The sequence below is a fragment of the Geomobilimonas luticola genome (assembly GCF_018476905.1).
Classification (GTDB): Bacteria; Desulfobacterota; Desulfuromonadia; order Geobacterales; family Geobacteraceae; genus Geomobilimonas; species Geomobilimonas luticola.
The window spans coordinates 978061-1003058 of sequence record NZ_JAHCVK010000001.1 but is presented as its reverse complement, the minus strand read 5'-3'; the positions used below and the strand labels follow the sequence as shown (position 1 = coordinate 1003058).

The 24998-nt window shown below is 59.3% G+C and carries 21 protein-coding genes and 1 riboswitch; of the genes, 9 read left to right on the top strand and 12 right to left on the bottom strand.

Annotated elements, in window-relative coordinates; all coding sequences use genetic code 11:
* The first annotated feature begins 16 nt into the window (after positions 1-16).
* From KI810_RS04620 to KI810_RS04585, 8 genes are all read left to right on the top strand, one after another.
* Complete coding sequence (locus tag KI810_RS04620; protein WP_214174285.1) at positions 17-472, top strand: hypothetical protein; 456 nt, start codon at positions 17-19, stop codon at positions 470-472.
* Positions 473-590: 118 nt separating this feature from the next.
* Positions 591-1445, top strand: a complete 855-nt coding sequence (gene rpoH / locus KI810_RS04615; protein WP_214174284.1) for an RNA polymerase sigma factor RpoH — start codon at positions 591-593, stop codon at positions 1443-1445.
* Positions 1446-1662: 217 nt separating this feature from the next.
* Positions 1663-3588 (top strand): diguanylate cyclase, encoded by a 1926-nt coding sequence (locus KI810_RS04610; protein ID WP_214174283.1) that lies wholly within the window; start codon positions 1663-1665, stop codon positions 3586-3588.
* A gap of 98 nt (positions 3589-3686) precedes the next feature.
* Positions 3687-3891: riboswitch (SAM riboswitch) on the top strand.
* Positions 3892-4028: 137 nt separating this feature from the next.
* On the top strand, positions 4029-5132 hold the full coding sequence (metX, locus tag KI810_RS04605; protein WP_214174282.1) for a homoserine O-acetyltransferase MetX: 1104 nt from the start codon (positions 4029-4031) through the stop codon (positions 5130-5132).
* 14 nt (positions 5133-5146) lie between these two features.
* Entirely contained in the window at positions 5147-8119 is a 2973-nt protein-coding gene (locus KI810_RS04600) for an NAD-glutamate dehydrogenase domain-containing protein (RefSeq protein ID WP_214174281.1), read from the top strand.
* Positions 8120-8222: 103 nt separating this feature from the next.
* A complete protein-coding gene (locus KI810_RS04595) occupies positions 8223-8975 on the top strand; it encodes a GPMC system MBL fold metallohydrolase (protein ID WP_214174280.1) in 753 nt (250 codons plus the stop codon).
* Between the two features lie 84 nt (positions 8976-9059).
* Entirely contained in the window at positions 9060-10904 is a 1845-nt protein-coding gene (locus tag KI810_RS04590; protein WP_214174279.1) for a TIGR04442 family protein, read from the top strand.
* Between the two features lie 99 nt (positions 10905-11003).
* Entirely contained in the window at positions 11004-13814 is a 2811-nt protein-coding gene (locus KI810_RS04585; protein WP_214174278.1) for a GPMC system transcriptional regulator, read from the top strand.
* Positions 13815-13833: 19 nt separating this feature from the next.
* Here KI810_RS04585 and KI810_RS04580 read toward each other — a convergent pair whose 3' ends face one another.
* Together KI810_RS04580 and KI810_RS04575 are read right to left on the bottom strand one after the other, a co-directional pair.
* Positions 13834-14205: a hypothetical protein gene (locus KI810_RS04580; protein WP_214174277.1), complete on the bottom strand. Its 372-nt coding sequence runs from the start codon at positions 14203-14205 to the stop codon at positions 13834-13836.
* A 109-nt stretch (positions 14206-14314) separates the two neighbouring features.
* A complete protein-coding gene (locus KI810_RS04575) occupies positions 14315-15052 on the bottom strand; it encodes a response regulator (RefSeq protein ID WP_214174276.1) in 738 nt (245 codons plus the stop codon).
* Positions 15053-15265: 213 nt separating this feature from the next.
* Here KI810_RS04575 and KI810_RS04570 point away from each other — a divergent pair, with 213 nt between their 5' ends.
* On the top strand, positions 15266-16372 hold the full coding sequence (locus KI810_RS04570; protein ID WP_214174275.1) for a DUF362 domain-containing protein: 1107 nt from the start codon (positions 15266-15268) through the stop codon (positions 16370-16372).
* 245 nt (positions 16373-16617) lie between these two features.
* Here KI810_RS04570 and yedE read toward each other — a convergent pair whose 3' ends face one another.
* The 10 genes from yedE to KI810_RS04520 form a co-directional block, all read right to left on the bottom strand.
* The gene (yedE, locus tag KI810_RS04565) at positions 16618-17679 is read right to left on the bottom strand and encodes a YedE family putative selenium transporter (protein ID WP_214174274.1); all 1062 of its coding nucleotides are present in this window, start codon (positions 17677-17679) and stop codon (positions 16618-16620) included.
* Positions 17680-18225: a tetratricopeptide repeat protein gene (locus tag KI810_RS04560; protein WP_246525146.1), complete on the bottom strand. Its 546-nt coding sequence runs from the start codon at positions 18223-18225 to the stop codon at positions 17680-17682. It lies immediately after the preceding gene.
* A 204-nt stretch (positions 18226-18429) separates the two neighbouring features.
* On the bottom strand, positions 18430-19335 hold the full coding sequence (locus tag KI810_RS04555; protein ID WP_214174273.1) for a phosphate/phosphite/phosphonate ABC transporter substrate-binding protein: 906 nt from the start codon (positions 19333-19335) through the stop codon (positions 18430-18432).
* Between the two features lie 34 nt (positions 19336-19369).
* The gene (locus KI810_RS04550) at positions 19370-20233 is read right to left on the bottom strand and encodes a GeoRSP system SPASM domain protein (protein ID WP_214174272.1); all 864 of its coding nucleotides are present in this window, start codon (positions 20231-20233) and stop codon (positions 19370-19372) included.
* Between the two features lie 46 nt (positions 20234-20279).
* Positions 20280-21302 (bottom strand): GeoRSP system radical SAM/SPASM protein, encoded by a 1023-nt coding sequence (locus tag KI810_RS04545; protein ID WP_214174271.1) that lies wholly within the window; start codon positions 21300-21302, stop codon positions 20280-20282.
* Positions 21292-21606, bottom strand: a complete 315-nt coding sequence (locus tag KI810_RS04540) for a GeoRSP system PqqD family peptide chaperone (RefSeq protein WP_214174270.1) — start codon at positions 21604-21606, stop codon at positions 21292-21294. Before KI810_RS04540 ends, KI810_RS04545 begins: the two co-directional genes overlap by 11 nt.
* 7 nt (positions 21607-21613) lie before the next feature.
* Positions 21614-22603 carry a NosD domain-containing protein gene (locus tag KI810_RS04535; RefSeq protein WP_214174269.1) on the bottom strand — a complete coding sequence of 330 codons (990 nt, stop codon included), beginning with the start codon at positions 22601-22603 and terminating at the stop codon, positions 21614-21616.
* Positions 22600-23154: a tetratricopeptide repeat protein gene (locus KI810_RS04530; protein ID WP_214174268.1), complete on the bottom strand. Its 555-nt coding sequence runs from the start codon at positions 23152-23154 to the stop codon at positions 22600-22602. Before KI810_RS04530 ends, KI810_RS04535 begins: the two co-directional genes overlap by 4 nt.
* Positions 23151-24095: a HoxN/HupN/NixA family nickel/cobalt transporter gene (locus KI810_RS04525; RefSeq protein WP_214174267.1), complete on the bottom strand. Its 945-nt coding sequence runs from the start codon at positions 24093-24095 to the stop codon at positions 23151-23153. Before KI810_RS04525 ends, KI810_RS04530 begins: the two co-directional genes overlap by 4 nt.
* On the bottom strand, positions 24086-24994 hold the full coding sequence (locus KI810_RS04520) for a cytochrome c biogenesis protein ResB (protein WP_246525145.1): 909 nt from the start codon (positions 24992-24994) through the stop codon (positions 24086-24088). The genes KI810_RS04525 and KI810_RS04520 overlap by 10 nt, the downstream gene beginning before the upstream one ends.
* Positions 24995-24998 lie beyond the last annotated feature (4 nt).

Here is a 24998-nt window from a genome sequence, read left to right as displayed (position 1 = left end):
ATTAAGCGGAGCCCCGATGAAGAGGCTGATACCCCTGATCATTATCCTCCTCTGCCTGACGGCCATGGCCGCCGCTGCGGACAGGCTGCCCGACGGTTACGGGGAAACCCTCTGGGGAACGGACTTGCGTCAGGTCATGAAGGACTACCCCGGGGGAAACCTTGAGCGGCTCCACAACGACTATGTCTACCGCCAATTCCGCCCCAACCGGGAGATTTTCGTCCGGACCTTCATCTTCGAAGACGACCACCTCACCGGGGTTTCCATCAAATTCAACCCCGACTACGTCAAGAAAAGCGGCACCGACAAACTCCTTGCCAGATTCCGGAAGAGTTTCGGCGAAGGGGTCTATGAACAATCCCCCTCACCCCACGTTATCAGCTATATCTGGGAAGGCGCGAAAACCCGCATCTCCTTCGGCTATATGCCGAAACGCCCCGATATGACCATCATGGTATTCCAGCAGAAGTAATCCCCCCCTTGATTTTTTCCTCGACGGTTGATATATATGTAGTTAGCACTCGCCACTGCAGAGTGCTAACAAACCGTGTCGGCAATAGCGGCACGACTGCTGAAGGAGACCATATACCATGACAATGACCATGCCTGTCGTTGCCGACAGTCTCACTCTCTATATGGCCGAAATAAAGAAATTTCCCCTTCTCACCCCCGAAGAAGAGCAACTTCTTGCCGTGAAATTTTACGAAGAGAAGGATCTGGAAGCGGCACACCGCCTGATTACCGCAAACCTCCGCTTCGTGGTGAAGATTGCCGCCGAATACCGGGACTACGGCATGAAGATGATCGATCTGATCCAGGAAGGAAACGTGGGGCTCATGATGGCGGTACGCAAGTTCAACCCGTACAAGGGGTTCCGCCTCATCTCCTATGCCGTCTGGTGGATTCGGGCCTATATCCAGAACCACATCATTTCGGGATGGAGTCTCCTGAAAATCGGCACTACCCAGGCGCAGAAGAAGCTCTTTTTCAAGCTTAACCAGGCAAAGAACGCCATCAAGCAGATGACCGGCCTCGACGACAACGAAGCAACCGCCATCTCCCTCGATGTAAGGGAGTCGGACGTCGTGGAGATGGAACAGCGCATGCGTGGCGAGCACTCCCTCGATGCAGAGATCGTCGATGGTGACGGACTTACCCTCCTTGACAGCCTGGCCGACGAGCGCCATAACCAGGAAGAGCAACTGGCCGAACTCCAGGAGAACAGTCTGCTGCAGCGGGAGATTGCTTCCGCCCTTACCTCCCTCAATGAAAAGGAGCGCTACATTATCGAGCACCGCATCACCGCCGATGAGCCCCTTACTCTCCAGGAGATCGCCGACCACTTTGCCATCTCCCGCGAGAGGGTGCGCCAGATCGAAGAGGGTGCTCTCAGGAAGATGAAAACCGCCCTTACTCCGCTCCTCGCCCAGGCCCGCGCAGCCTGACATCTGCTTGTTTTTCATTTTTCTCAGCAATCGGGAGGTTCTTCGGGCCTCCCTTTTTTGTCGCACGCACAAAACCTTGCACCCCGACATCCCAACCCACACTGAGCACCCCCTCCGCTCCGCCACCCCACAAAATAGTGTTGATTAATGGGCCTTTATCTGGAATAATCGCCCCCATTGTCCTCATGACAACCATTGCCGAGGGAGAGTGCACTGCATGCCTGAAAACGACATCAAAGACATGTCCCGCCGTTTCATCAATTTCATCACCTTTATCGATCTCCCCATCAAGAAAAAATTCCGCCTCTTTTCCGTCGGTGTCCTTTTCTGGTTCGTGATGCTCTTCGTCGTCACCATGGCCGCGCTCCTCACCGTTGACAGGAAGACCGACAACATCGTCAGGAACCTCATACCCCAGGACAGGCTTGCCCAGAAAATCGCCCGGAACATCCAGAGCCTGAATCTGGACGCCCTGGAACTTGCCCGGACCTCCGATTTGAAGAACGCCCTGCGCAGAATCGAGACATCCAAGGCCCGGATCGAGGATATCAACGCCTTTCTCTCCGCACTGGAGGCGGGGGGAAAAGTGAACGACTACTCCCGGGAAAGCGGCAAGCTGCTCGAAACGTTCACCACCTCCTCCGTGAAAGGGGATCTGGCCGGAGAGAAATACCTCCGGGAAATGGCGGCCGTTCAGGGGGTCCTCGTCAAAAAACTCCAGGCATTCGTTGACCTGAAAATGGGCAACCTCCATGACAATATTCAGGACAACGGCCGTCTCGACGCGAAACTGAGGGAGTATCAGCAGTCACTCACCGAGGCCCTGACCCTGTCCAACGATTATTCGACCAGCACATCGCTCCTCTACGCACAGAACGCCGAAAAAATAAATTCCACCGTCACCTACACCTCCAGCACCATTGCCGTGGTTCTGGTCATCGCCCTCCTTCTCCTCGGCGTCTTTACCATCTGGATATCAAGATCCATAGCCAACCCGGTAAATTCCATCATAGAGCAGATCCACGCCCTGGGAACGGGAGACGTCGACCTGTCCAAGAAGATCGCCATCCATTCCAAGGATGAAATAGGAATACTGTCGACGGAATTCAACGGGCTGATGGAATCGATACATGGCATGACGACCTTCAAAAAGGTCATCGAGGAGGACGATACCCTCGAGGATGTCTACTCCCGCCTGGGGAGGGTTCTGCGGGAGCAGGTCGGCATCGATGAATTCCTCATCTACGAGATATCTCTCAATCAGAACAAGATGAACCCCGTCTACCCCCTTCTCCTCTCCGACAGCGAGTCGTTCTGCAGCCCCGACATCCTGGACAGCAGCGAACTGTGCAAGGCGAAGAAGACCGGCCACGCCATCTCGTCCCTGGTCTACCCCCACATCTGCAAGCAGTTCCAGATCGTCGAAGGCAAGGAGCACTACTGCATCCCGATGATCGTCGGCGGGGGAACCGGCGGGGTGGTACAACTCGTGTTCGACAAATCCGACCCCCGGTACCGGGACCAGCACGCCATAGACCGGAAGGTGTTCAAGGCCCGGCAATACGTCAAGGAGTCTCTCTCCGTGATCGAGGCCAAGCGGCTCATGAACACGCTGCGGGATTCTGCGCTCAAGGACTCCCTGACCGGCCTGTACAACAGGAGATTCCTGCAGGAGTGCACCGAGAACATGGTCGCCGGGGTCATGCGGCGGGGCAAGAATATCGGCCTCATCATGTGCGACCTGGATTATTTCAAGCAGGTCAACGACGTATACGGCCACAATGCCGGCGACGCGGTACTCAAGGAAACCTCCGCCCTCATCAGAAGCAGTGTCAGAAGCTCCGACCTCGTCATCAGGTTCGGCGGCGAGGAATTCCTCGTGGTCCTTCTGGACACCAACAAGGATGAAACCATGAAGGTGGCGGAGAAGATCAGGGAAAACATCCAGAACGCCAAGTTCAAGGTCCAGGACGGGGTGCTCAAGAAGACCATCAGCCTCGGTGTCAGCGAGTTCCCCATCGATACCCAGCTCTTCTGGCAGGCCATCAAATACGCCGATGTCGCTCTTTACAAGGCAAAGGAAACGGGCCGGAACAAGGCCATCCGTTTTACCGAAGAGATGTGGACCGGGGAGCAGTTCTAGGAGTCGCAAGCAGGAGAGAAAGGGTGCAACGGCAACTATTGCGTTGACAAAACCGCGACCCTCTCGTATCCTTTTTCATGAAAATCGAATAGCTAGCTTTCTTATCGAGAGTGGTGGAGGGACAGGCCCTGTGAAGCCACAGCAACCGGTCTTCCGGCTCGATTTCGGTTAGAGGTCAAGGTGGCACGACGGTGGCGTACGGGAAGTACGCCAAGGAGGTTCCGACGAAGCCACGCAGATGTCGAACCGAAAACGAAGTGGAGGCGTCAGGTGCTAAATCCTGCCGTAAGGCAAAGATGAGAGAGGCGCTTGGACGTTAGCCATACATCTGAAGCCCCTTCTCATCATCACTCGTGAGAAGGGGCTTTTTTCTATCAAGAAGGGCTGAACGGAAGACGGGAGTCTCTGTCTCCCCTTCCGCACTGATAAGCGAGAATCAAATGTCCGTCGGCATCGTACAAGAACAATCCCTGACCATCGAGACGGGGCTCCGGTTGGAGAGCGGCCGTATTCTGGCGCCCATCACCCTCGTCTACGAGACCTACGGGACCCTCAACGCCGCCCGCTCCAACGCCATCCTGGTGACCCACGCCTGGACCGGCAACGCCCATCTGGCGGGAAAACTCGCCGAAGACGACCCGAAACCGGGGTGGTGGGACGCCATCGTCGGTCCCGGACGACTCCTGGATACGGACCGGTACTTCGTCATCTGCTCCAACGTCATCGGCTCCTGCTACGGCTCCACCGGCCCCGCCTCCATCAATCCGCGCACGGGGAAGCGTTACAATCTTTCTTTCCCCGTCATCACCGTGCGCGACATGGTGCGGGCCCAGGAGTTCCTCATCGACCACCTGGGAATCGACCGGCTCCTGACCGTCCTGGGGGGGAGCATGGGGGGGATGCAGGCACTGGAATGGGCGACCCAGCTGCCGGAACGCATCGCCTCCGCGGTCGTCCTTGCCGCCACACCCCGCCCGTCGGCCCAGGCCATCGCCATGAACGCCGTAGCCCGCTGGGCCATCTTCAACGACCCGACCTGGAAAAAGGGGGAATACCGCAAGAACCCCAAGGACGGCCTGGCCCTCGCCCGGGGAATCGGCCACATCACCTTTCTCTCCGACGAATCCATGACCGCCAAGTTCGATCGCCGCTTCTCCGCCAAGGACGGGCAGTTCGACTTCTTCGGCCAGTTCGAGGTGGAGCGCTATCTCTCCTATAACGGCTACAACTTCGTCGACCGCTTCGACGCCAACTCCTTCCTCTACTTGGCCAAGGCCCTCGACCTCTATGACGTGGCATGGGGATACGAATCCATGGAGGAAGTATTCTCGCTCGTGAAGGCACCGCTCCAGTTCTTCGCCTTCACCTCCGACTGGCTCTACCCCCCCTACCAGACCGAAGAGATGGTGAACGTCCTGCAGAAGATCGGCAACCCGGTGGAATACCACCTCATCCCGTCAGCCTACGGCCACGACGCCTTCCTCCTCGAACACGAGACGTTCACCCCCATGGTCAAGGCGCTGCTGGAGCGGGTCGGGGGATAAAGGAGCAGACTGCCATGAGCGAACCGACAACCGACGGCAAGGGAGGAGTCAGCGGAAAAACGGAGAACCGACGCTGGCTCCGGGAGCAGATGACCCCCTACTTCTTCATCACCATGAAGGACGAACCGGAAGCTCTCGGCATCCTGGAACGGGAACTGGGAAGCCTCAGGGGGAACCGTCGGCTGATCCTGGCCGACCGGGACAAGGCACAGATACTCGCCGTCCGCAACTACCCGGGATCGCTCTACGAGACCCTCACCCTGCGCGAGGTCCAGGAGCGGGAGATATCCTTCGCCATGTTCGTCCACTCGGAAGGGGCGCTGCCGGGGCTTCCCGAATCACTGGAGATCCAGCGGTTCGAATTCGACCGGAAGAGCAACGAAGAGATCAACGCCGGCAGGGATATCACCGTTCCCCCCGCTGTCCGGGCAAAGGTGCGAAAGGAACTGCGCCGGAACTATCCCGGCTTCGACATGGGGGATTTCGACCGGTTGCTCCGGCTCATCTGGCTGAACCATGAGCGGTATGTCCGGGTGGCGCCGCCGGTCCGCATCGCCCAGGTTCTGAACCTTTTCCAGAAGGGTAACCAGGGGGGAGGACTCTTCCTGGATGTTGAGCCGATTGCCGCGGGCAACGAATCCCGGGTTCACTTCGCCGTGGGAAACCCTCCCCAGAAGGATTTTCTCATCCAGATCATGGAAATCTTCAAACGTCTGGAACTGGGAGTCAACCGCGCCTACTGCCTGATCATCTCCAACGGCGTCCACCCCTACTTCCTCGGGACCTTTTACGTGCGGAGCCAGGGGGACGAACCCCTGGGCTGCGGCTCCAAACCCTATATCAGGCTCCGGCAGGAACTCGCCACCACCCAGATCCTTGCGACCCGCTCCTACACCTACCGGGAGCTCGTCGTCAACGGCCTCATGTCCGGGGAGGATGCCTCCCTCGTTAACGCCTTCATCGCCTTCTGCCATTCCAACCTGGCCCATAACCAGCCGGACCGCTTCGGCCTCGATGACGTGCAGGGTGCATTCCACAGCCATCCGGAAATGGGGCTCCAGCTCATCAGGCTCTTCCGGGTCCGGTTCGATCCGGCCGTCGCCAACCGTGACGAACTCTACCCGAATGTCCTTGCCGAAACCGCGCGGGAGGTTGAAGGGTACAATACCGGCCACCGGCACCTGGACGAGGTGCGCCGCACCATTTTCCGCTGCGGCCTCACCTTCATCAGGCATATCATGAAGACCAACTTTTTCGTCCCGGAAAAACAGGCGCTCGCCTTCCGCCTCGACCCCGCCTACCTGACCGACCTGGGGACCGACTTCACCGCCGACCTCCCCCCCGCGACGCCGTTCAGGGTCACCTTTTTCTTCAGCCGGTACGGCTTCGGCTACCACATCGGCTTTTCGGACATTGCCCGGGGGGGGTGGCGCACCGTCATCGCCCGCTCGCCGGACGACTTCACCACCAACGCCGCCACCCTGTTCCGGGAGAACTTCGTCCTGGCCCATACCCAGCACTTCAAGAACAAGGATATCTACGAAGGTGGCTCCAAGCTGGTGATGCTCCTGGACGCCTCCGACCTGATGCGGGCGCGGGAGCGGGAACTGGAAATCTGGCGGCTCTACAAGCTCCAGTACGGAATAACCAATGCGTTCCTCGACATCTTCGTCACCGACAACGGCGTGGCGCGAAACCCCGCCGTTGTCGACTACTACCGGGAAGACGAACCGATCGAACTCGGCCCCGACGAAAACATGCATGACGGCATGATCGAAGCCATCGCCCGTCTTTCCCAACGCCGCGGCTATATGCTCGGCATCGGCATCATGTCGAGCAAGCGGGTGGGGATCAACCACAAGGAGTATGGCGTCACCTCCACCGGCGTGGTCACCTTCGCCGAAATAACCATGGAGGAACGGGGAATCGACATCCGCCGGGACCCGTTCTCCGTCAAGTTCACCGGGGGCCCCAACGGCGATGTGGCGGGCAACGCCATGCGGATCATGCTGGAGCGCTGCCCGAAGATGAAAATAACCCTGATTCTGGACGGCACCGCTGCCGTGGCAGATCCCCAGGGGGCCGACCATGAAGAACTCCGGCGCATACTCCTCGCCCGGGACCTGGATGCCTTCGATCCCGCAACGCTCAGTCCCGGCGGAAGCATGCTCTTCAGGACCGGCAGCAGGAAGGAGGGTCTGCGGGAACTTTACCGCAAGGTGAGCAGGGGTCCTGCAGGGCTCCACGAGGAGTGGATATCCATCGACGAATTTTCCCGGGAATACGGCGAGCTCCCCTTCACCGTCCCGGCGGATATCTTCATTCCCGCCGGCGGCCGCCCCGAAACCATCGATGAAGGGAACTGGGAACGGTTCATCCTTCCGGACGGCACCCCGTCGGCACGGGTCATCGTGGAGGGGGCCAACTCCTTCATCACCCCCGCGGCAAGAATCGAGCTCCAGAAGAAAGGGATCATCATCATGCGGGACGCCTCGGCCAACAAGTGCGGGGTCATCTCCTCCTCCTACGAGATCATCGCCAACCTCCTTCTCTCCGAAGAGGAATTCATGGCGGAGAAGGAACGGTACGTCCGCGATGTCCTGGAAATCCTGGAAAAGCGGGCGAGAGACGAGGCACGACTCATTCTGAAACGCCATCGTGAGCAGTCGGGACTGCTCTTCACCGATATCTCCAACGCCCTGAGTACCGAGATCAACAGCAACTACACCCGTCTCTTCCGATTTTTCCAGGAGCGGCCGGAACTCTGCCGGCAGCCGCTGTACCGCCGCGCCATCCTCAGTCACCTGCCGCGCATGCTCCGGGAGGAGCCCCGGTACCGCCGCCGTCTCACCAGGCTTCCCCCCAAGTACCTGTCTGCCATTCTGGCCGCCGAGATCGGCTCCTCCATGGTCTACAAGGGGGACCGTGAAACGGAATTCGAGGATGCCATCAGGCTTCACCTGACCCGCACCTTCCCGACCGAATGAACGCCGGACACCCATCCCCGTAAGTGCCGGGAAACCGGACAAACTCCTTGCCTGCGGTGGGCAATCATGCTATGTAGTAGCATCCGAGCCGGAGTAACTGTCCATGAAAATAACTGTTCTCGGCAGCGGGACGTCCACCGGTGTGCCGATGGTCGGCTGCCGCTGCCCGGTCTGCGTCTCAGGCGACCCGCGGGACAAGAGGACGCGCGCCTCGATTGTCGTCGAGATTGCCGGCCGCTACATCCTGGTGGACACCTCCACCGACCTGAGAAAACAGGCTATCCGTGAACAGCTCCCGCACATCGACGCGGTACTGTTCACCCATTCCCATGCCGACCATATCCACGGGATAGATGACCTGCGGGGCTTCCACTTCATCCACAAGCGGGTGATTCCCTGTTACGGCAGCGCGGAAACCATGGCGACCATCGCCCGGAATTTTGCGTACATCTTCCAGGGGCAGTCATCGGCGGGATATGCACCTCTCCTGGAGCCCCATGTCGTTTCGGAACCGTTCACCCTTTTCGACACCACCATCGTCCCGATTCCGCTTCTCCACGGGGAAATACCCGCAACCGGCTACCGGTTCGGCGACGTGGCGTACCTGACCGACTGCAGCAGAATCCCGACCGACTCCCTCCACCTCCTTACCGGTCTGCGGATTCTGATAATCGATGCCCTGCGCTACACCCCCCACGAGAACCACTTCAACATTGCGGGAGCGCTGGACGTCGTTGCCCGGCTCAGGCCGGAACGGGCCGTATTCACCCATCTGACCCACGAAGTCCCCTACCGGGACGGGACGAAGCTGCCGGCGGGGGTGGAATTCGCCTACGACGGCATGACGCTGGAGTGATCCGCCATAGCCGTTCGACTTGCTGCATGGACTTTTACGCCGGTCTGCGCTACTCTATTTCAAAACTGACCATGGACGGTGCTGATGCATACTGACATCCGCCTGCACGGACAACCAGACCAGCATATCGAATACTATGCCATTGCCGCCGGCATCGACGCCCACAAGCGGTTCTTTTTCAACTTTGACCAGTCGCGAGACGATGATCTCCGCTTTTTCTCTCCCGGCAACGAATTCACCATCGGCACGACCGGCATCACCCATCAGGGGAACGGTGGCTCCTTCTGCGAATACATGTTCGGCGTCGACCAGCCCATCGCCGACCTGGCCAAGGGTGACGTCATCAACCGGCTTGTCCTCTACGGCGGCCGCTACGACAAGGATGCCGGAAACCTCAGATTCAGCGATGTGACCAACGGCTCCCTCAGCTACGAAAAGATCTTTTTCGAGGGGAACGCCGTCTTCAACTACTTCTTTTTCCTCCATTCGGAAAAGATCGTCGGCACCCCCCAGCAGCAGCAGGAACTGATCCTGCGGCTTCTCGGAAAGGCGATCAAGCGCTCTACCGCCGTTGGCAACCAGGACGACAACGCCCTCATCAACGAGGTATTCGCCCTTCTCGATGACCCCAAGGCCCAGCTCTACCTCTTCAAACTGGTCAACAAGAAACACCAGGAATACTGCGACATCTTCAAGTCCCTCTATTTCCGCAACAAGAAAATCGCCGACGAAGAGTTCGCCCGCCTCTCCGAACTCGCCAACCGTTACGGCATCGACCGCTACCAGCAGGAACGGATCCGCATCGACGTCATGTACAAGCATCAGGACAACAAGCGGATCGTCGACGAATACAAGAACATCCTCATCGCCTGCAACCGCAAGGGAGAGATCAACAAGCTTGAAAACGCCCGCCTCACCAGGCTGAAGACCCTTTCCGTCCGGAACAAGATCCCCGGTGCGCTCTTCTACACCCTGGACGAGATGCTGAAAAAAGACAAGAAGATGGTCGACCTGGAGGAAAACGACTACATTTCAGAGACCAGACAGATCCTCGAAGGGCTTTTCCTCACCGAAAGCCAGATCGAAAGCACCATCGACCGGGAGGACATGCTCAAGCTCCTCTTCGCCAAGAAGCAGGCAGCCGAGAACCGCGACCACACCTTCGAAGAGATCCTCCTCGATGCCAGCAAGGCCTGTGACGAAAAGATCCGCGACGGCGCCGACATCTCCCTGCTGGAAGGGTTTTCCTACATCATCACCTACTTCGACCGGTACGACACCGCATCTTCCATCATCAGCCAACTGGCGTTCATGGAGAACGTGAAGAGCTCCGAAGAGATGCTGCGAAGCCTCCTCGGCAACAAGAGCGAGTTCGACGCTCTCAAGCCGAAGCTTTTCGAGACACTCTTCATCACCGGCATCCTGGAAAACAAGTACCTGGGAAACTACGGCCGGAAAAAGGTCACCACCCTCATCCGCGGCCTCAACCTCATCGAGGAAAAGCGCCTCACCATCCCCGACCTCCTCCAGCAGCTGCGGGCAATCGATACCGAAGAGCGGATATCCCTCGTCCTCCTGGAGCATGTGCGGGACCGGATTCGCAACTTCTACTCCAAGTACGCCACCAAGGCCGACCAGGATGCACTCAAGCGCGAAGTGACCGAAGAATTGCGCCACAAGAAACTCATCGACGGCGAAATCCCCGATGCCCTGTTCCGCGAAACCATCCTCGCCATCAAGAAAGAAGCCATCTACATCCACAACCTCCTCCCCTCCATCATCGACGGCAGGGATATCGCACTGCGGGAGGACTTCCTGGAAAACTCGGGCCTCGACCGCTTCTACGTGGAAGAACTGGAGCGGGAGTACTACGAACTGAACGGCCTCAACATGGAAGAACTCTACCAGATCAGGAAAGGGCTTAACTAGCCCCCAGCCCCCACATCCCCCTTGACAACCCCCCGCTGTTTCTCCTAAAGTAACCCCAGTGTGTAAAAATACTACTCAGTAAGCAGAACAGAGGTATCCATGGAATCTGCGAAGACGCGCCTCGCCCAGTTGCGGGAGAAGATCGCCGGCTTCGGCAAGGAGAATCTGGACGAGATGCTCCACGCCGTGGCCGAGGGGGTCGTACTGGTGACGGGGCGGAACCAGCTCCGGGTCTACCTGGAGGACCTGACCCGCGGCGCCCTCTCCTGCGTCTACGCAACCGGCCCCCATGCTGCGGAACTCCGTGAGGCGACCTTCCCGATCATCTCCGGCGACGCCATGGTCTCGAGCGTGTTCGTTTCCCAGTACCCGGCGGAGTTCCGCGACACCCACCGTCACGGGCTGGCACTGGACCGTACCTGGGCCGAGCGTTTCGGCATCGCCGCCACCTACCTGATACCCATCACCAGCCAGGGAAAATCCATCGGCGTGGTCTGCATCGACAATGACCGGTCCGGTGAAGTACTGCAGGCGCGGGGCAAGGCACTCCTCGGCGAATTCGTCACGACTGCGGCCGAACGGCTCGACCATGCCCGGAAGTATCACCAGCAACTCCTCCTCGCCCGCCGCGTGGAAGAGTACAAAAAGCGGGAAGCCGCCGGCTTCATGGTCCGCTCGGCGGTGCAGCTGATCGACCGGCTTTCCCTGGCATCGGTGCTCGTACCGGTAAGCGGCCCGGAAGGGACCCGGACCCTGGCGATCCTCGCCAGCCACTCGGACGACCCGGAACTGAAGGCCCAGTACGACGCCCAGGGGGACATCGTCCTTCAGCGGGGGAAATCCCTCTTCGCCACCTACCTGCGGGACGATGCGGTCATCGCCGACAATCGCCTCCTCCGTCCGCTCTACATCCCGGACCTGACCCAGCACACCCTGCAAAAACGGGCTCTTACCGAGCAGATGGCACTCCGTTCACTCTACGTCGTCCCCCGCTACGAACCGGAAACCCGCAAGGTCATCTGCCTCATCAACTACTTCACCCACGAGCTGTACCGGTTCTCGGATTTCGAAATGGGGCTTCTCCAGACCCACGCGGAGATGGTGGAACGGGTCATAACCGAAATCGGCGGCGAACACCTGGAGATTCAAGTGCTCGCCGAAATCACCGAACTGCTCCGGGAACGGAACGAAGAGCTCCACCCCTTCCTGACCAAGGTCCTCTCCAAGGCGACCGAACTCATCGGTGCCGACACCGGCAGCATCGCGGTCGTCGCGGAGCGGGAGGGAGGGAAATGGCTCGTGGTGGAGGATGAAACCGGCGCCATCGTCGGCGCCAAGAGCAAGGAATGGCTGAAGAAGAACATTCCCCCGTTCCGTGTCGGCGGTCCCGAACTGGCGGCTCCCGAACGGAGCCTGACCGGTTATGTGGCTTGGGCCAAGCAGCCGAAAATCATTCACCACGTGGAAGAAGAACAGCAGCGGGGCGGATTCCACCGCTCCATGCACGAACTCATCAAGAGCGAAATCGCCGTGCCGGTGGTGAGCGATGACGAAGTGATCGCCGTCATCTGCCTCAACTCCCTCAAACCGGCCTTCTTCACCGAAGAACACAAGCGGATACTCCAGATCATCGAGCGCTTGACCAGCCGCCACATCTCCGACCTGCAGAGGATCGAGCGGCTCCAGGACGAAGTGACCCGGCTCCAGTCGGACGTGGCCTACAAGGACCCCCACGTCTCCTCCTACCGGCTCGGCAACATCATCGGCAACAGCCGCAAGGCCCAGGAGATCGTCGACTTCATCAACACGGTCTCGGTGCCGCTCTTCAACCGGATCACCCTCTGGAGCAAGAACATTCTCCAGGAGGCGACCATCGGCCTCCCCTCCATCCTCGTCCTCGGCCAGACCGGCGCCGGCAAGGAGTTCTTCTTCAACAACCTCTACAACAAGCTGAACGAGATGTACCGGAGCGAAATCAACCCCAACGGCGAACTCCCGGTGAAAAAGACGAACATCGCGGCGTACAGCGGGGAACTGACCTATTCGGAGCTGTTCGGCCACAAGAAGGGGGCCTTTACCGGAGCCTACAGCGACCGGAAAGGGATACTGGAAGAGGCGGGAGGAGGGGTCGTCTTTCTCGACGAAATCGGCGACGCCGACCCGAAGACCCAGGTGCAGCTGCTCCGCTTCCTGGACAACGGCGGCTTCGTCCGCCTGGGGGACAACCTGGAGCGCTACAGCCGTGTTCTTCTGGTGGCCGCCACCAACAGGAACCTGCGGGAAGAGATCGCCAGGGGAAATTTCCGGGAAGACCTCTACCACCGACTTTCGGAACTCTCCATGCAGGTTCCGTCCCTCAACGAGCGGCGTGAGGATATCCCGGACCTTGCCGTCCACTTCCTCGGCAAGCTCTACCGGACCTACCGCGGCAAGGATGACACGCGTGACGACCCCCCCGCGCTTTCGGACGACGCCAAGCAGGTGCTCGTCGGCCACAGTTACGAAGGGAACATCCGTGAACTGCGCAGTATCCTTCTGCGGGCGCTTTTCTTCCGCAAGGGGAAGGTGGTGGCGGGGGACGATATCCGCCGAGCCATCAGGGACGGGATACGGGAGGCCCTCCCCCTGGCAGCCGCAACCCTCAACGAACAGGTGGCGGGGGAGATCCTGACCGACATCGACAAGGGGAAGGATTTCTGGACTGCGGTCTACGAGCCCTATTCGCGCAACATGATTTCACGGGACGTGGTACGGCTCGTGATCGAACAGAGCAGGGGAAGGGCCGGCAAGGGGATGCCCCAGGTCGCCCGGGACCTTAAGGCGATCAACGGCGACGTGAACGGGGATGAGGAAGAGCGGAAGCGGTTTTTCAAGTTCAAGAATTTTCTCTACAAGACGGTGAAGATATGAAGGAGCCGATCACACCAGATCATTTCTTGCTATTCAGCCACTTTTTAGCATCTTCAACCTTAAAGAATACCCTTAGCGGAATTCCGCGTCTATCAGCAATGCTTTCCGCAAATTTCGTATTTATTACACTTTCCGCCTCAGTATCAACGAACGCTACCGCTTCGAAGAAACCGTCGACTTTAGCGCACATACTGGAAACAATGCGATATACATCTTCGGTCTCTATGCGAGGGCCTATCAGTCTTTCTTCGAACAACACCTTCTTGTGGTTAAGTTCAAAGCATTTACTGACCACTTCTTCCAGAAATCCCAATACATTCATTTTATTACAATCACCCGTAATAATGGCATGAAGGTAGGTGGTCTTGGAATGATAAGATATTTCGTACACTGATTACACCTCTTGACAAAAGACCGGCTCACCCTGGGAAGGGAGGCCGGTTTTTTACAACGTTCTGTCATTTAATATCTTCAAGTCCACAAGACGGTGAAAATCCTCGTCAGGCCCGCCGCCGCAGGTAGGAGAGGAATTCCTCCTGGGAAAGCTCTTTCTTCCGGACCAGATGCTCTATCTGGCGGCTCATGGCCCCCCGTTCTCCCTGTTTCATCCCGTCCTTCACGAGGACGAAGAAGGGGATGTTGCGGGTCTGGGGATAGAGGCGGTAGCGGTCGACAAGCTCGAAGGCCGACATGTCGGGAAGCATGAGGGTGCAGAAGATCAGGTACTGGCGGCCGGTGGTGGCGAGCGCCATCCCCTCCTTGCCGGTGTAGGCGTTGACTACCTCGAAACCGAGGGTTTCCACTGTCCTGGCAACCCTCTCCTCCCCCTTGCGGGAAATGATGAGAGCCTGCAGATCGTAGTCATCAACGTCCTCGGTAAGACCGAACACGGCCAGTCGTTCCGCCAGATAATCGCTGTCAACGGGCAGGGTGAAGAAGCCCGAGACGGGGAAGACCCCTCCGACCCTCCCCCTCTCGCTGAGGAACACCGGAAGAACCGGTATATCCCGGGTTGCGGGATCGTGTTTCATGGCCAGCAGGATTCCCCATCCATCGGTAGAATGGGGAGACAGGTCAAGGACGACCCCGAGCGGCCTGCCGGATGCCAGTTCGTGGGGCTCCGCAATACGGGTGCCATAGCCGGCAGCCGCCAGGTACCTTGCCACGATTTCACCCCGCTCCGGCCGGTCACCCAGCCCCACTATCCAGAGTTCCCGTTCGTTCGCCGTTGCAGCCATAAGACGCTCCCGTTATGTCGGCGTTCATCGTCCTTAATTAAGTAGATACCACATTTTCCGCCCACCGCAAAGAAAGTTTCTCCCCGGACAGCTCTCCCCCGTTGAAAACCGCGCCGGTATGTGGTAGCGTTCGGGAAAGCGGACCGGGAATCGGGGACCGGATAATGCCCCATCCCGACCTCCGGCCAGGAAAGTCCACAAGGGGGAATGATCATGTCAAGCACCGTGTACTTTGCCGATATGCGCGCCGGCCACAAGGAAAACCTGTTCGGCAAGATCGGCCGGCTCATGCAGGAATGCGGCATCAGGGAGCGGGTCGCCCCCGGCGACCTGGTGGCGGTCAAGGCCCATTTCGGCGAACGGGGAAACCACGCCTTCGTCCGTCCCATCTTCGTCAGGCGGGTGGTGGAGGAGCTCAAGAGCTGCGGTGCCAGCCCCTTCCTTACCGACTCGTCCACCCTCTACCCGGGGGAGCGGAAAGAGGCGGTTTCAGCCCTCACCTGCGCCATCGAAAACGGCTTTGCCTACGCAGTGGTCGGTGCCCCCCTCATCATGAGCGATGGGCTTCGCGGCCATACGGCGGTCAAGGTTCCCATTCCCGGCGAACTGCTCCAGTCTGTGGAGATCGGTGCGGAGATCGTCGAGGCGGACGCCCTCGTGGCGGTTTCCCACTTCAAGTGCCACGAGCTGACCGGTTTCGGCGGCGTACTGAAAAATCTTGGCATGGGATGCGCCAGCCGGCAGGGGAAACTGACCCAGCACTCCAACGTGGCCCCCAAGGTGGCGGAAAAGTTCTGCACCGGCTGCGCCCTCTGCCTCAAGGCCTGCGTCCACGACGCCATCGCCATAGTCGAGGGAAAGGCCCGGATCGACCCGGAAAAGTGCACCGGCTGCGGCCGCTGCATCACCACCTGCCAACTGAAAGCGATCAACATCCAGTGGAACGAGGCCACTCCCCTGGTCATGAAGAAGATGAGCGAGTTCGCCCTGGGGGCGATCCGGGGAAAGGAGCACAAGTCCCTGTTCATCAATTTCATCACCCAGGTATCCCCCGCCTGCGACTGCTACGGCCACGCCGACGCCCCCATCGTCAATGACATCGGCATCTGCGCCTCCACCGATCCGGTGGCCCTCGATCAGGCCTGTGCCGACCTGGTCAACGCCGCCCGGGGCAACCCGGACACGGCCCTCGCCAGCGGGCTTGAGCCGGGAGGGGACAAGTTCCGCGGCGTCCACCCCGACATTGACTGGGAGATCCAGTTGGAGCACGGCGAGAAGATCGGGCTGGGGTCACGGAAGTATGAACTGGTGAGGATTTAACCACAAACGGCAATTGAACGCAGAAAAAGCGGAAAACACCCGATAACGGCGGATGAACCCCCTGATTTCGGGTCTCAGGTAATGGATGGTTGGGGTTGTGGACCGAATCCGCCGTTACCCCGATTTTTCCCCATCTTCCTTGTCCCAGCTGATTTTTTCATCATTACGCTATCAGTAGCTGAAAAGGCCGGGGAATTTCTCCCGGCCTTTTTCACGGCAAATCATTTGGTTGAAATTGAAAGGCGTTACACGCTCCGTTCGCGAAACAGGAGACATCCCGCCGCGACAACCGCAAACCCCACGAGAATTGCCGCCTTGCCGTAGAGAGAAACGCCGGCAGCAGTGGCAGCAATGCCCCAGGATTGCACGAGGGCCCCGCCGATGAACATGCCGACCACCACGAGGCCGGCATCCGCGTCTCCCTCGCCAGCCTTGATCAGCTGCCGGAACGGGCACCCCCCGATAAGCACCGAAACCCACCCCACCAGGGCCATCCCGAGAAAGCTCCATACATGTTCCAGATGGGCGCCGGGTTGGCCGTAGAACCCCGGATTGAATGTGCCGCTGACAACACTCAATCCGACGGCCGCCACGAGAAAAGCCAGAAACCCCCAGAGCATGTAGGACCTGAATCCGATCAGCATGATGTCGCGGACGCTGCCGGTGATGCAAAAGCGGCTGCGCTGTGCGATAAACCCGAGCAGCAAGCCGGCGGCAAGCGATATGAGCAGAGGTGCATGCTGGGCGGCGCTCCCCCGCGCCGAAAAGACGAGAAATCCGGGACGGGCAAAAAGAAGTACCAGCAGGAAGAGGAAGGCTGCAGGTATGAGAAGACCTTCCCCTCTCCCGCCACGGTCGGCAGGACCGGGCTCAACTCCATTGGCAAGCCCCCGTACCCCTATCCACACACCGGCCACCAGTCCGGCCACACCTGCCAGAGCAGTCAGATCGCCGGCAGTCAGACGGAGGAAAAGCTTGATGGGGCAGCCGATGAACACAGCGCAGCCGATCATGAGTAACATCCCGGCAATAAGCCGCGGCAAAGGTGCACTCCCGCCACGGGAGCGAAATTCCCGAAAGATGACGGCGCTCGCCAGCGAGCCGAGAACGAAGCCGATCAATTCGGGGCGCAGGTACTGCATGCGGGAATTATCCTGAAAACCGAGAGCCCCCGCACTGTTTTCGATGAAGCAGGAGACACAGATCCCCGAATTTTCCGGGTTCCCCCACACCGCCAGCAACACGCCGAGCCCCCCGAGAAGAAGTCCCGCCGCCACCACTATCCAGAAATGCCGGTCGCGCACCATCTACTCGCATCCTCCCGCCAAACGGCTCCGGAGATAGTTGACCTTCTGCAACGAAGCGGCAATAGTCCGATTCCCCGGATTGGCCGCGGCCCGTGCACCAATTCTTTTCAGCCCTTCATCCACGAGCCGCTGGATGTCCCCCCGTCGCGACAGGGGACTCTTGTCGTCAAGGTAATCACCGTTCAGCTTGACCCCGGCGACGTAGGATGCCACCGCCTCGTCCAGAGCCCCCATCTCCCGCAAGATTTCACCCTGGAGAATATGACCATGGGCCTCACCGGGGTACTTGCGGACGAGTTCGTCCAGTTTCAGAAGGGCTTCCTGATTCTTCCCCTCCTTGCGCAACCCGTCTACCGGACCGTAAAGTTTGGCAATGAGCTCGACACGGGCGTGGTAGGCCATCTCCCGCTCCACCGCCTTGTCCAGACCTGAAGCAGCTTTCCCTTCTGAACCGGCGTTCATGCCGAGAAGGACGAGGAGGGCGATAAGGACGATCGCCAGAGATGCCCAGCATAGTTTGTCGAAGGTGTCTTTAAACATAGTCATTAACCATGGAATCAGCAGCTGGTGCTGTCCGGAGAGAGTGACTGAGCGCTGTTTCGTTGTGGCTCAAGGCGAAGTGGAGCAAAAGCGGCCGATCCTGTTTGAGCCCTGAGAGCGAGTTGATCGGCTGCTGCGTAATGAGCCTTAGAGCTACAGAAACAGAGCTCTCGGAACGAACGCAGGACAGCACCACCTGCCAACCACGGGTCAGTATTTCTGATACGGCGGCATGTTCACCCGCTTCGCCATCTCCCGGATCGGGTCGTAGTCGCTGTCGGGAAGCTCCTCGTAGCCGTCGATCCAGGCCGCCTTCATCACCTTCAGCCGTTCGCCGTCAACCTCGGCGGTGTCCGCCGGCTTCAGGGCGAGGAGCGCCTCCTTCACCTTCTTCACCAGCGCGGGATCGGTCCCCTTGGCCGCGGCGAAGGTACAGTAGGGAATGGGCTTGCTCTGGGCAAGAACGACAAAATCGTCAGGGGCTATTTTCCCCTCCCGGGCCATGGTCTCCAGATCCAGGACCGGTGCCGCGGCCACGTCGTACTTGCCGTAAAGGACGCCGTAGATGAGCTTTTCGTGCTTATAGGAGCCCGGCGGGATCGAGTAGAACGCCAGGTCATTCTCCGGGTTGATTCCCGCGGCGAGCATCAGGTCGTACTCCGCCAGATAGCCGGTCGGCGCAAGCATCGGGCCGAACGCCAGCCGTTTCCCCCGGATGTCGGCCAGTTTTTCGATGCCGCTCCCCTTCCGGGCGATGATCGCCCCGGCGGTGCGGGCACCGAACTTGCCCCGCTTTTCGGAAGCGATGATCTCAACCCCCTCGTTTTCGCGGAGGATGATGTAGAGGAGCGAGTTTGTATGGGTCAAGGCAAATTCGCCCGCCTTGAAGCGCTTTTCGAAGTCGTGGGTATCCACCGGCACCATGACGAAGTCGACCCCCACCTTGTCCGACAGGTAGCGGGTCAGGGGGAGAAAACGCTGGGTCGTTTCCTCCTCGCTGTTGCAGAGCATGTAGCCGATCTTGACGACCGGACGTTTCCCTTCGGTCTTGCAACCGGCAACGACCAGCAGCAGGGCCAGGACGATGAACAGTCTCATCAGTTGAGTTATCCGCATGGTGGGTTCCTGTAGTGATACATTGAAATAGTAGTCATCTGCACGCTTCATCCATGCCGTCGAGGGTGCCATGCATGACGTATCCCCTCCCCCGGCAGCCTCCCCGGCATTCAGCCAGTTCCCGGCAATCCCGGCACCCTTCGGGATCGAGCAGGAGCCTGCGCCTGAACTCCTTTTTCCCCGTTGAGGCGATGATCTCCTTCAACGATGTTGCGCCGATCTTGCCCAGGCGGACCGGGAGGGACGGGCAGGGGTAGACGCCACCATCCGGAGAAATGGCAATCATGGTATTGGCTGCCTGGCACCCCCCCTGGGGAAACGGCACCCCCGGGTTGAAGGGGCGCCAGAGGAAAGGGTCGTGGATGGTAAGGGTAATCCCCTCCGTGCCACCGGATGCCGCGAGGTCTCTCTCAAGTTTCCCCTGTTCGTTCCGCGACAGGAAGAACGGAGTCTCACCATTGTACAGACGCTGCATCGGCAGCACCAGACGGCTGAATCCCCGCGCACGGCAGGTCGCAACGATATCCGGAAGCACACGCCAGGCATCACGGGTCACCGACCAGGAAATACCGAGGGAAGGCCGACCGGCCAGGCTCTCCAGTTCATCGAGAGAGTCGGCAGCCAGAAGGATTTCCTTGACGCCAAGCTCCTCGATAGCATTCCCGTCGAGAAGCGAAAACGAGCCGGGGGTCATGGTGAGCGAAACGGCGACCGACGTCCCTTTCAACTGCTCCAGAACGACATGCAGGGCCTTTCCGGGCCGGGGTGACGGGTCGTACAGCTGGAGCATGAGCGGGCGGCTCGCGATGATGTCGGCAGCTATCCGCACGAGGTAATCGCTGGCGGGAGCGCCGGGCGCCAGGTCCCAGTAGACGGTGATCGGTGTAGCCAGTTCCATGCAGATATTCCTCGGCCATGAACCGCTGCGGGCGGACCGCAGCGCGTCACCGGGACGGTTCGTCGTCTCCCCAGCAGTGCGGGTCGGGGCTGTTCATGTCGCCGGTCAGGGCCAGTGCCCGGGCGGTACACCCCCCCAGACAGTCTTCGTACTTGCTGCAGCCGCTGCATTTGCCGGTCGGCTGCTTGTTGCGCATCTTCTCCAGGACCGCCGAATCCTTCCAGACCTGCCGGAGGTCATCCCGGACGATGTTGCCGATGACGATCGGGATAAAGCCGCAGGGGGTCATGTCACCGTTGGCCTTGATGTTGAGCGAAAGCTTGCCGCAGACACTCCCCTTGACGAGGCTTCCCGCGTCCCGTTCGCCGAGCAGGGCGATGATCGGGTCGTCGAGGGAGACATCGAGCCCTTTCACGCTTTTTTTCACAACGAGGGCATGGCGGTAGAACTCTTTCCACTCATCGGGCGTGAGATCCAGATCGTCTTTGTTGGCCAGGCCGAGACCGGAACATTTGAAGTTGTGGAAATTGAGCTGGCCCGCCCCATGCCTGAGGGCCATTTCCACGAGTTCATCGATGGTCGTGCTGTTGATGCGGCAGATGACCGTGGAAATGGAGGTGGCGATACCGACCGACTGGAGATGGCCGAGCGCGGCAAGGGCGCGGGCATGGCTTCCGGCCACTCCGCGGAAGGTGTCATGGACATCGGCGATGTGACTGTCGATGCTGATCCCGACCTTGGTGAAACCGGCCGCCTTGAGGGCGACCGCCTTCTCGCCGTCCAGGAGCCAGCCGTTGCTGTTCATGGAGACCCGCAGTCCCAGTCCGCTGGCGAATGCCGCAATCTCCAGAAGCTGGGGATGGAGCAACGGCTCGCCACCGCCAAAGTTGACGGAAAAGACCCCCGCCCTGGCAACCTTTTCCAGACAGGCGTAGAGCACGTCCCGCGGCAGCTCCTCGTGGGTATCCTCACGGCTGTAGCAGTGGCTGCAGGCAAAATTGCAGCTGTTGTTGATGGCCCAGTTGATGGTGAGGGGTGCCTGCAGTTGGGGGATGGTATCATTCCGCATAGACGATGAACCCTTTCACGGCAAGTTCGTCGAGAAACGCACGGACATCGGTGCGAAGCACGTCCTCCTCCACCTCGAACTGCTCCAGCAGCTCGGCCACAATCCCGTCGACAGTCCGGTTGTCGCACAGCTTCCAGATTTCCATGCCGAGGTAATTGACCGACAGCATGGTGCCACCGGAAAAGAGGACCGCCGTGCCGATCTCGCCGGCATCCTCGCCGCGGGCAAGGGCGTCGCCCGCTTCGGCAAGGGCGTCATCCTCCTCGCGCCACATGACATTCGGATTGCGGTGTATCGTGGGCATGGGCAACCTACCTCCCCGCATCCCTGACACGCTCCGACAGGAACGGCTCGACAACGATCCGGGCAAGGGCCGGGTCTGCCTTGCCGTCAAAGACCAGTTCCTCGATCTTCACCCGGTCGACCGTGCCGAACCAGTTGCCGGCAGCCGGGATATCCTGCCCCTGCTCGTCGGCAATGGCAAGGTTGTAGTCGATGTTGTCGAAGATATTGTTATCCTTGATGGTCATCCCGCCGGCCTTGTAGAAGAAGATCCCCTTCTGGTTGGCGGTGATTTCGTTGCGGCTGATCTCCCCCTCGCACTTCCCCTTGATCCAGATGCCGAAGAACTTGTTGCCGCGGACCGTGTTGCGGGTGATGACTCCTTTCGAGATGCGGACGTTGATGCCACCCTTGTTCTCCTCGACGAGGTTACCGGTGACCGTGATATCGGCGGGGATGCCGAATCCGGGGGTACCGACCGCCTCGTCTTCCTTCTTGACGCTGATGGCCACGGCGTTTTTCACGAACGTATTATCCTTGATGAAAACCTGTCCGCCGTGGGAGTGGACACCGTTATAGGCGTATTCGATCCGGCACTGTTCGATCACGTTCCCCTTGCTCCCCAGGAAATTGAGGGACCCCCAGTCGGCAGGCTCGGGTTTCGCTTCAGCAGAGGTAAAGATGACCGGCTTCCCGGCCGTACCCCTGGCAATGAGCCTTCCCGTGACGATAATCTCGGCCTGGGGATAATAGGGGGATTCAACCCCGAAGAGGTTCCGGTCGCCATCGGGAGCTATCTTTCTGAATCTGACTGTCGTCCCCGGTGCAATGGTGAGGGTAATGCCTGCGGGGACATGGACATCGCCGGTAATCACGATGTCTCCCTCCCAGGTGGCGTCCTTCGCGATCGTCATCATGCCAATTTCCCGCGTTGCCGCCCGGCATTCGCCGGCCAGTGTGATGAGCGCTACGGCAGCAACGGCAAGCGACAGCGACTTCATGGTTGCACGCATGGTCATATCCCCCCTCGTGATGTTTTCAGCCTGGACTCAACTCCCTGCAATGCCGAGAGAAGCGTATTCCGACGCTCCTTCTCCTTCTCCCGGTTCGCTCCCTTGCGGAGCAGCCTGTCGTTGACCTCCAGCCCCCGGCGATAGGACGCCTCGGCCTCCTGGTACCGCCCACTCTGCTCCAATGCCAGGCCAAGACTGTGATGGACCATAGTATCCTCGCTTTTCAGGGCGATGGCTTTCTGGAACCAGGCAATGGCCTCGGCCGGTTTTTTCTCCTTCAGCCGGATCAGCCCCATCACGTCATGGGCATCGAAATCCTTCGGGGCCGACTTCAGCACCTCGGCAATCTGCTGCTCCGCTTCCCTGAGCTTGTTTTTCCGGTACAGCACCATCCCGAGCTTGGTCCTGGTCGGAATATCCCGGGGATTGATCTCCAGCACGATCTTGTACTCGGTTTCGGCAATGGCATCGGGAAGCAGGCCGGTTTCAGGGTGGGCAGACGCCGCATGGGGGGCGAAGAGGAGAGCGCTTATGAGCAGAACGGTGAAATAGTTCATAACTGCCTGAAATGGCTTATCGACGTATACATGGTGACGATGCCGATGAGCGTGACAATGAGAGCGCTCGCAAAGGCGACTTTGGGAGCATACCGTTCCGTATCCAGAAAGCGCTTTGTCGCCTTCACGCCGTTGACCACCGCAAGCCCGATGGCGACGAGACAGGCGGCAAGCCCGAGACTGAAGACAAGGACCATGGCAAGACCTTTTGCCACCTGTCCGACGGAAACCGAGGCGAGCAGAATGGCCAGTGCCGCCGGACAGGGGACGATCCCTCCGGATATCCCGAGCAAAATCAGCCCCAACGGACCAAGCGGCTTGTCGCCGGCCGGATGATGATGGCCATGCCCGTGGTGGTGGGAATGGACGTGTGCGTCTACATGGTCGTGCCCCCCGTGACTATGGTCGTGGTCGTGGCCGTGGTCACCATGCGTATGGTGGTCGTGAACATGGTCCTGGGCATCGTGGGGGTGCGAATGGCCATGGTCGTGATCATGATGATCGTGGTCAGGGGAATGGCTGTGCCCATGGCCATGGTCATGGTTATGGGGGTGGCCATGGTGGCTGTGGCTGTGGCCGAAGAGGTGAAAATGGTCATGGGCGCGTGAAGGGTCCCTCAGGCAGATCCACCGCTGCCGCAGCATCCAGAGGCCGATGCCCAGGATGATGATGCTTGCCACGATCCCGAGATAGGCATGAATCTCCTGTTCCGACAGGTACCGGGCGGAAAATTTCGCCAGCAGCCCCAGCAGGATGATGCTGAAGGAGTGGGTGAAGGTGACGACGAGACCAAGAATGATGGCATCGATGTTTCTCCCGCGGGAACCGACCAGATAGGCGGCCACCACCGTCTTCCCATGCCCCGGCTCCAGGGAATGGGCAGCACCCAGAAAAAAGGCGGCAACATAGATGCCGAACATCCCCGAACTCGTTATCTCCATAGAACCTTCCCGTAAAAGCGCCTTATGAAGGACAATACCGCTCCAAGGCCCATGATGGCAAAACCGGCAAAGACATAGGGTCTTCCCGGATCCCGTACGATCTGAATACCGGCGTACACCGCGCCGGCAGCATCCCGGTCAACCCGTGTGTTGTAGAAATAGAGGCCGTTCCACTGAAACGGGCTATTGACTTCGGAAGTCCCCTCGACCAGCTTTTCGGAACCGCGGGCAAGTTCCAGGTCAACCCAGAGCCTTTTCAGTGAAGGATTCTGGTAGGCAACCAGCTTAAATGCGTAGGGGAATCCAGGAGGAAGGGTTGAGGCCCCTGAAGTATCACAATTCCCTATCAACCGGCCCTGGTCAAATACGGAAAGCTTCAGGGTTTCCGCCGGAAATTCCAGGGACTCGACCTTCACCCGGTAGTTTTTCAGGTCAAAACTCTCCCCCGTCTTCAGGACAAAAAGCCCCTCTTTCGCCTCCCCCCGCAGAACACCAACCTTTACCGGGATGGGGTAAAATTCCCGGTTTACCTTCTTCACGACCAGTTCCGCACCGAGGGGGACATCCTGCTCCCGGTCCCAACGGTAAACCTGATCCACCATATCCCCTTCGTAGACATTGACGGTGGCGACAAAGCCGAACGACGTGGCGATACATCCCGCCAGCGTCAGAAGCACGCCGCCATGCATGACCAGGACAGGCTTCGACAGGGTCTTGAGCCGCTTAATGGTACAGAGCGCGAGGTTCAGTCCAAAGCAGCCCAGAAGCAACAGGAAGGGGGGGCTCGAATAGATGGTCCTGCTTTCGGTGAAGGTCCCCGGGATGGCAAGGGCAGCAATCGCCAGGAACAGTACGACCGCACATTCGGTTGAAGCCAGCCAGGATAGTTTCTTCTTCATTCCC

Bases quoted from the DNA above. Each gene is read 5' to 3' on its own strand.
- KI810_RS04620 (WP_214174285.1), top strand. From the start codon at position 17: ATGAAGAGGCTGATACCCCTGATCATTATCCTCCTCTGCCTGACGGCC.
- rpoH (WP_214174284.1), top strand. From the start codon at position 591: ATGACAATGACCATGCCTGTCGTTGCCGACAGTCTCACTCTCTATATG.
- KI810_RS04610 (WP_214174283.1), top strand. From the start codon at position 1,663: ATGCCTGAAAACGACATCAAAGACATGTCCCGCCGTTTCATCAATTTC.
- metX (WP_214174282.1), top strand. From the start codon at position 4,029: ATGTCCGTCGGCATCGTACAAGAACAATCCCTGACCATCGAGACGGGG.
- KI810_RS04600 (WP_214174281.1), top strand. From the start codon at position 5,147: ATGAGCGAACCGACAACCGACGGCAAGGGAGGAGTCAGCGGAAAAACG.
- KI810_RS04595 (WP_214174280.1), top strand. From the start codon at position 8,223: ATGAAAATAACTGTTCTCGGCAGCGGGACGTCCACCGGTGTGCCGATG.
- KI810_RS04590 (WP_214174279.1), top strand. From the start codon at position 9,060: ATGCATACTGACATCCGCCTGCACGGACAACCAGACCAGCATATCGAA.
- KI810_RS04585 (WP_214174278.1), top strand. From the start codon at position 11,004: ATGGAATCTGCGAAGACGCGCCTCGCCCAGTTGCGGGAGAAGATCGCC.
- KI810_RS04575 (WP_214174276.1), bottom strand. From the start codon at position 15,052: ATGGCTGCAACGGCGAACGAACGGGAACTCTGGATAGTGGGGCTGGGT.
- KI810_RS04570 (WP_214174275.1), top strand. From the start codon at position 15,266: ATGTCAAGCACCGTGTACTTTGCCGATATGCGCGCCGGCCACAAGGAA.
- yedE (WP_214174274.1), bottom strand. From the start codon at position 17,679: ATGGTGCGCGACCGGCATTTCTGGATAGTGGTGGCGGCGGGACTTCTT.
- KI810_RS04560 (WP_246525146.1), bottom strand. From the start codon at position 18,225: ATGACTATGTTTAAAGACACCTTCGACAAACTATGCTGGGCATCTCTG.
- KI810_RS04555 (WP_214174273.1), bottom strand. From the start codon at position 19,335: ATGCGGATAACTCAACTGATGAGACTGTTCATCGTCCTGGCCCTGCTG.
- KI810_RS04550 (WP_214174272.1), bottom strand. From the start codon at position 20,233: ATGGAACTGGCTACACCGATCACCGTCTACTGGGACCTGGCGCCCGGC.
- KI810_RS04545 (WP_214174271.1), bottom strand. From the start codon at position 21,302: ATGCGGAATGATACCATCCCCCAACTGCAGGCACCCCTCACCATCAAC.
- KI810_RS04540 (WP_214174270.1), bottom strand. From the start codon at position 21,606: ATGCCCACGATACACCGCAATCCGAATGTCATGTGGCGCGAGGAGGAT.
- KI810_RS04535 (WP_214174269.1), bottom strand. From the start codon at position 22,603: ATGACCATGCGTGCAACCATGAAGTCGCTGTCGCTTGCCGTTGCTGCC.
- KI810_RS04530 (WP_214174268.1), bottom strand. From the start codon at position 23,154: ATGAACTATTTCACCGTTCTGCTCATAAGCGCTCTCCTCTTCGCCCCC.
- KI810_RS04525 (WP_214174267.1), bottom strand. From the start codon at position 24,095: ATGGAGATAACGAGTTCGGGGATGTTCGGCATCTATGTTGCCGCCTTT.
- KI810_RS04520 (WP_246525145.1), bottom strand. From the start codon at position 24,994: ATGAAGAAGAAACTATCCTGGCTGGCTTCAACCGAATGTGCGGTCGTA.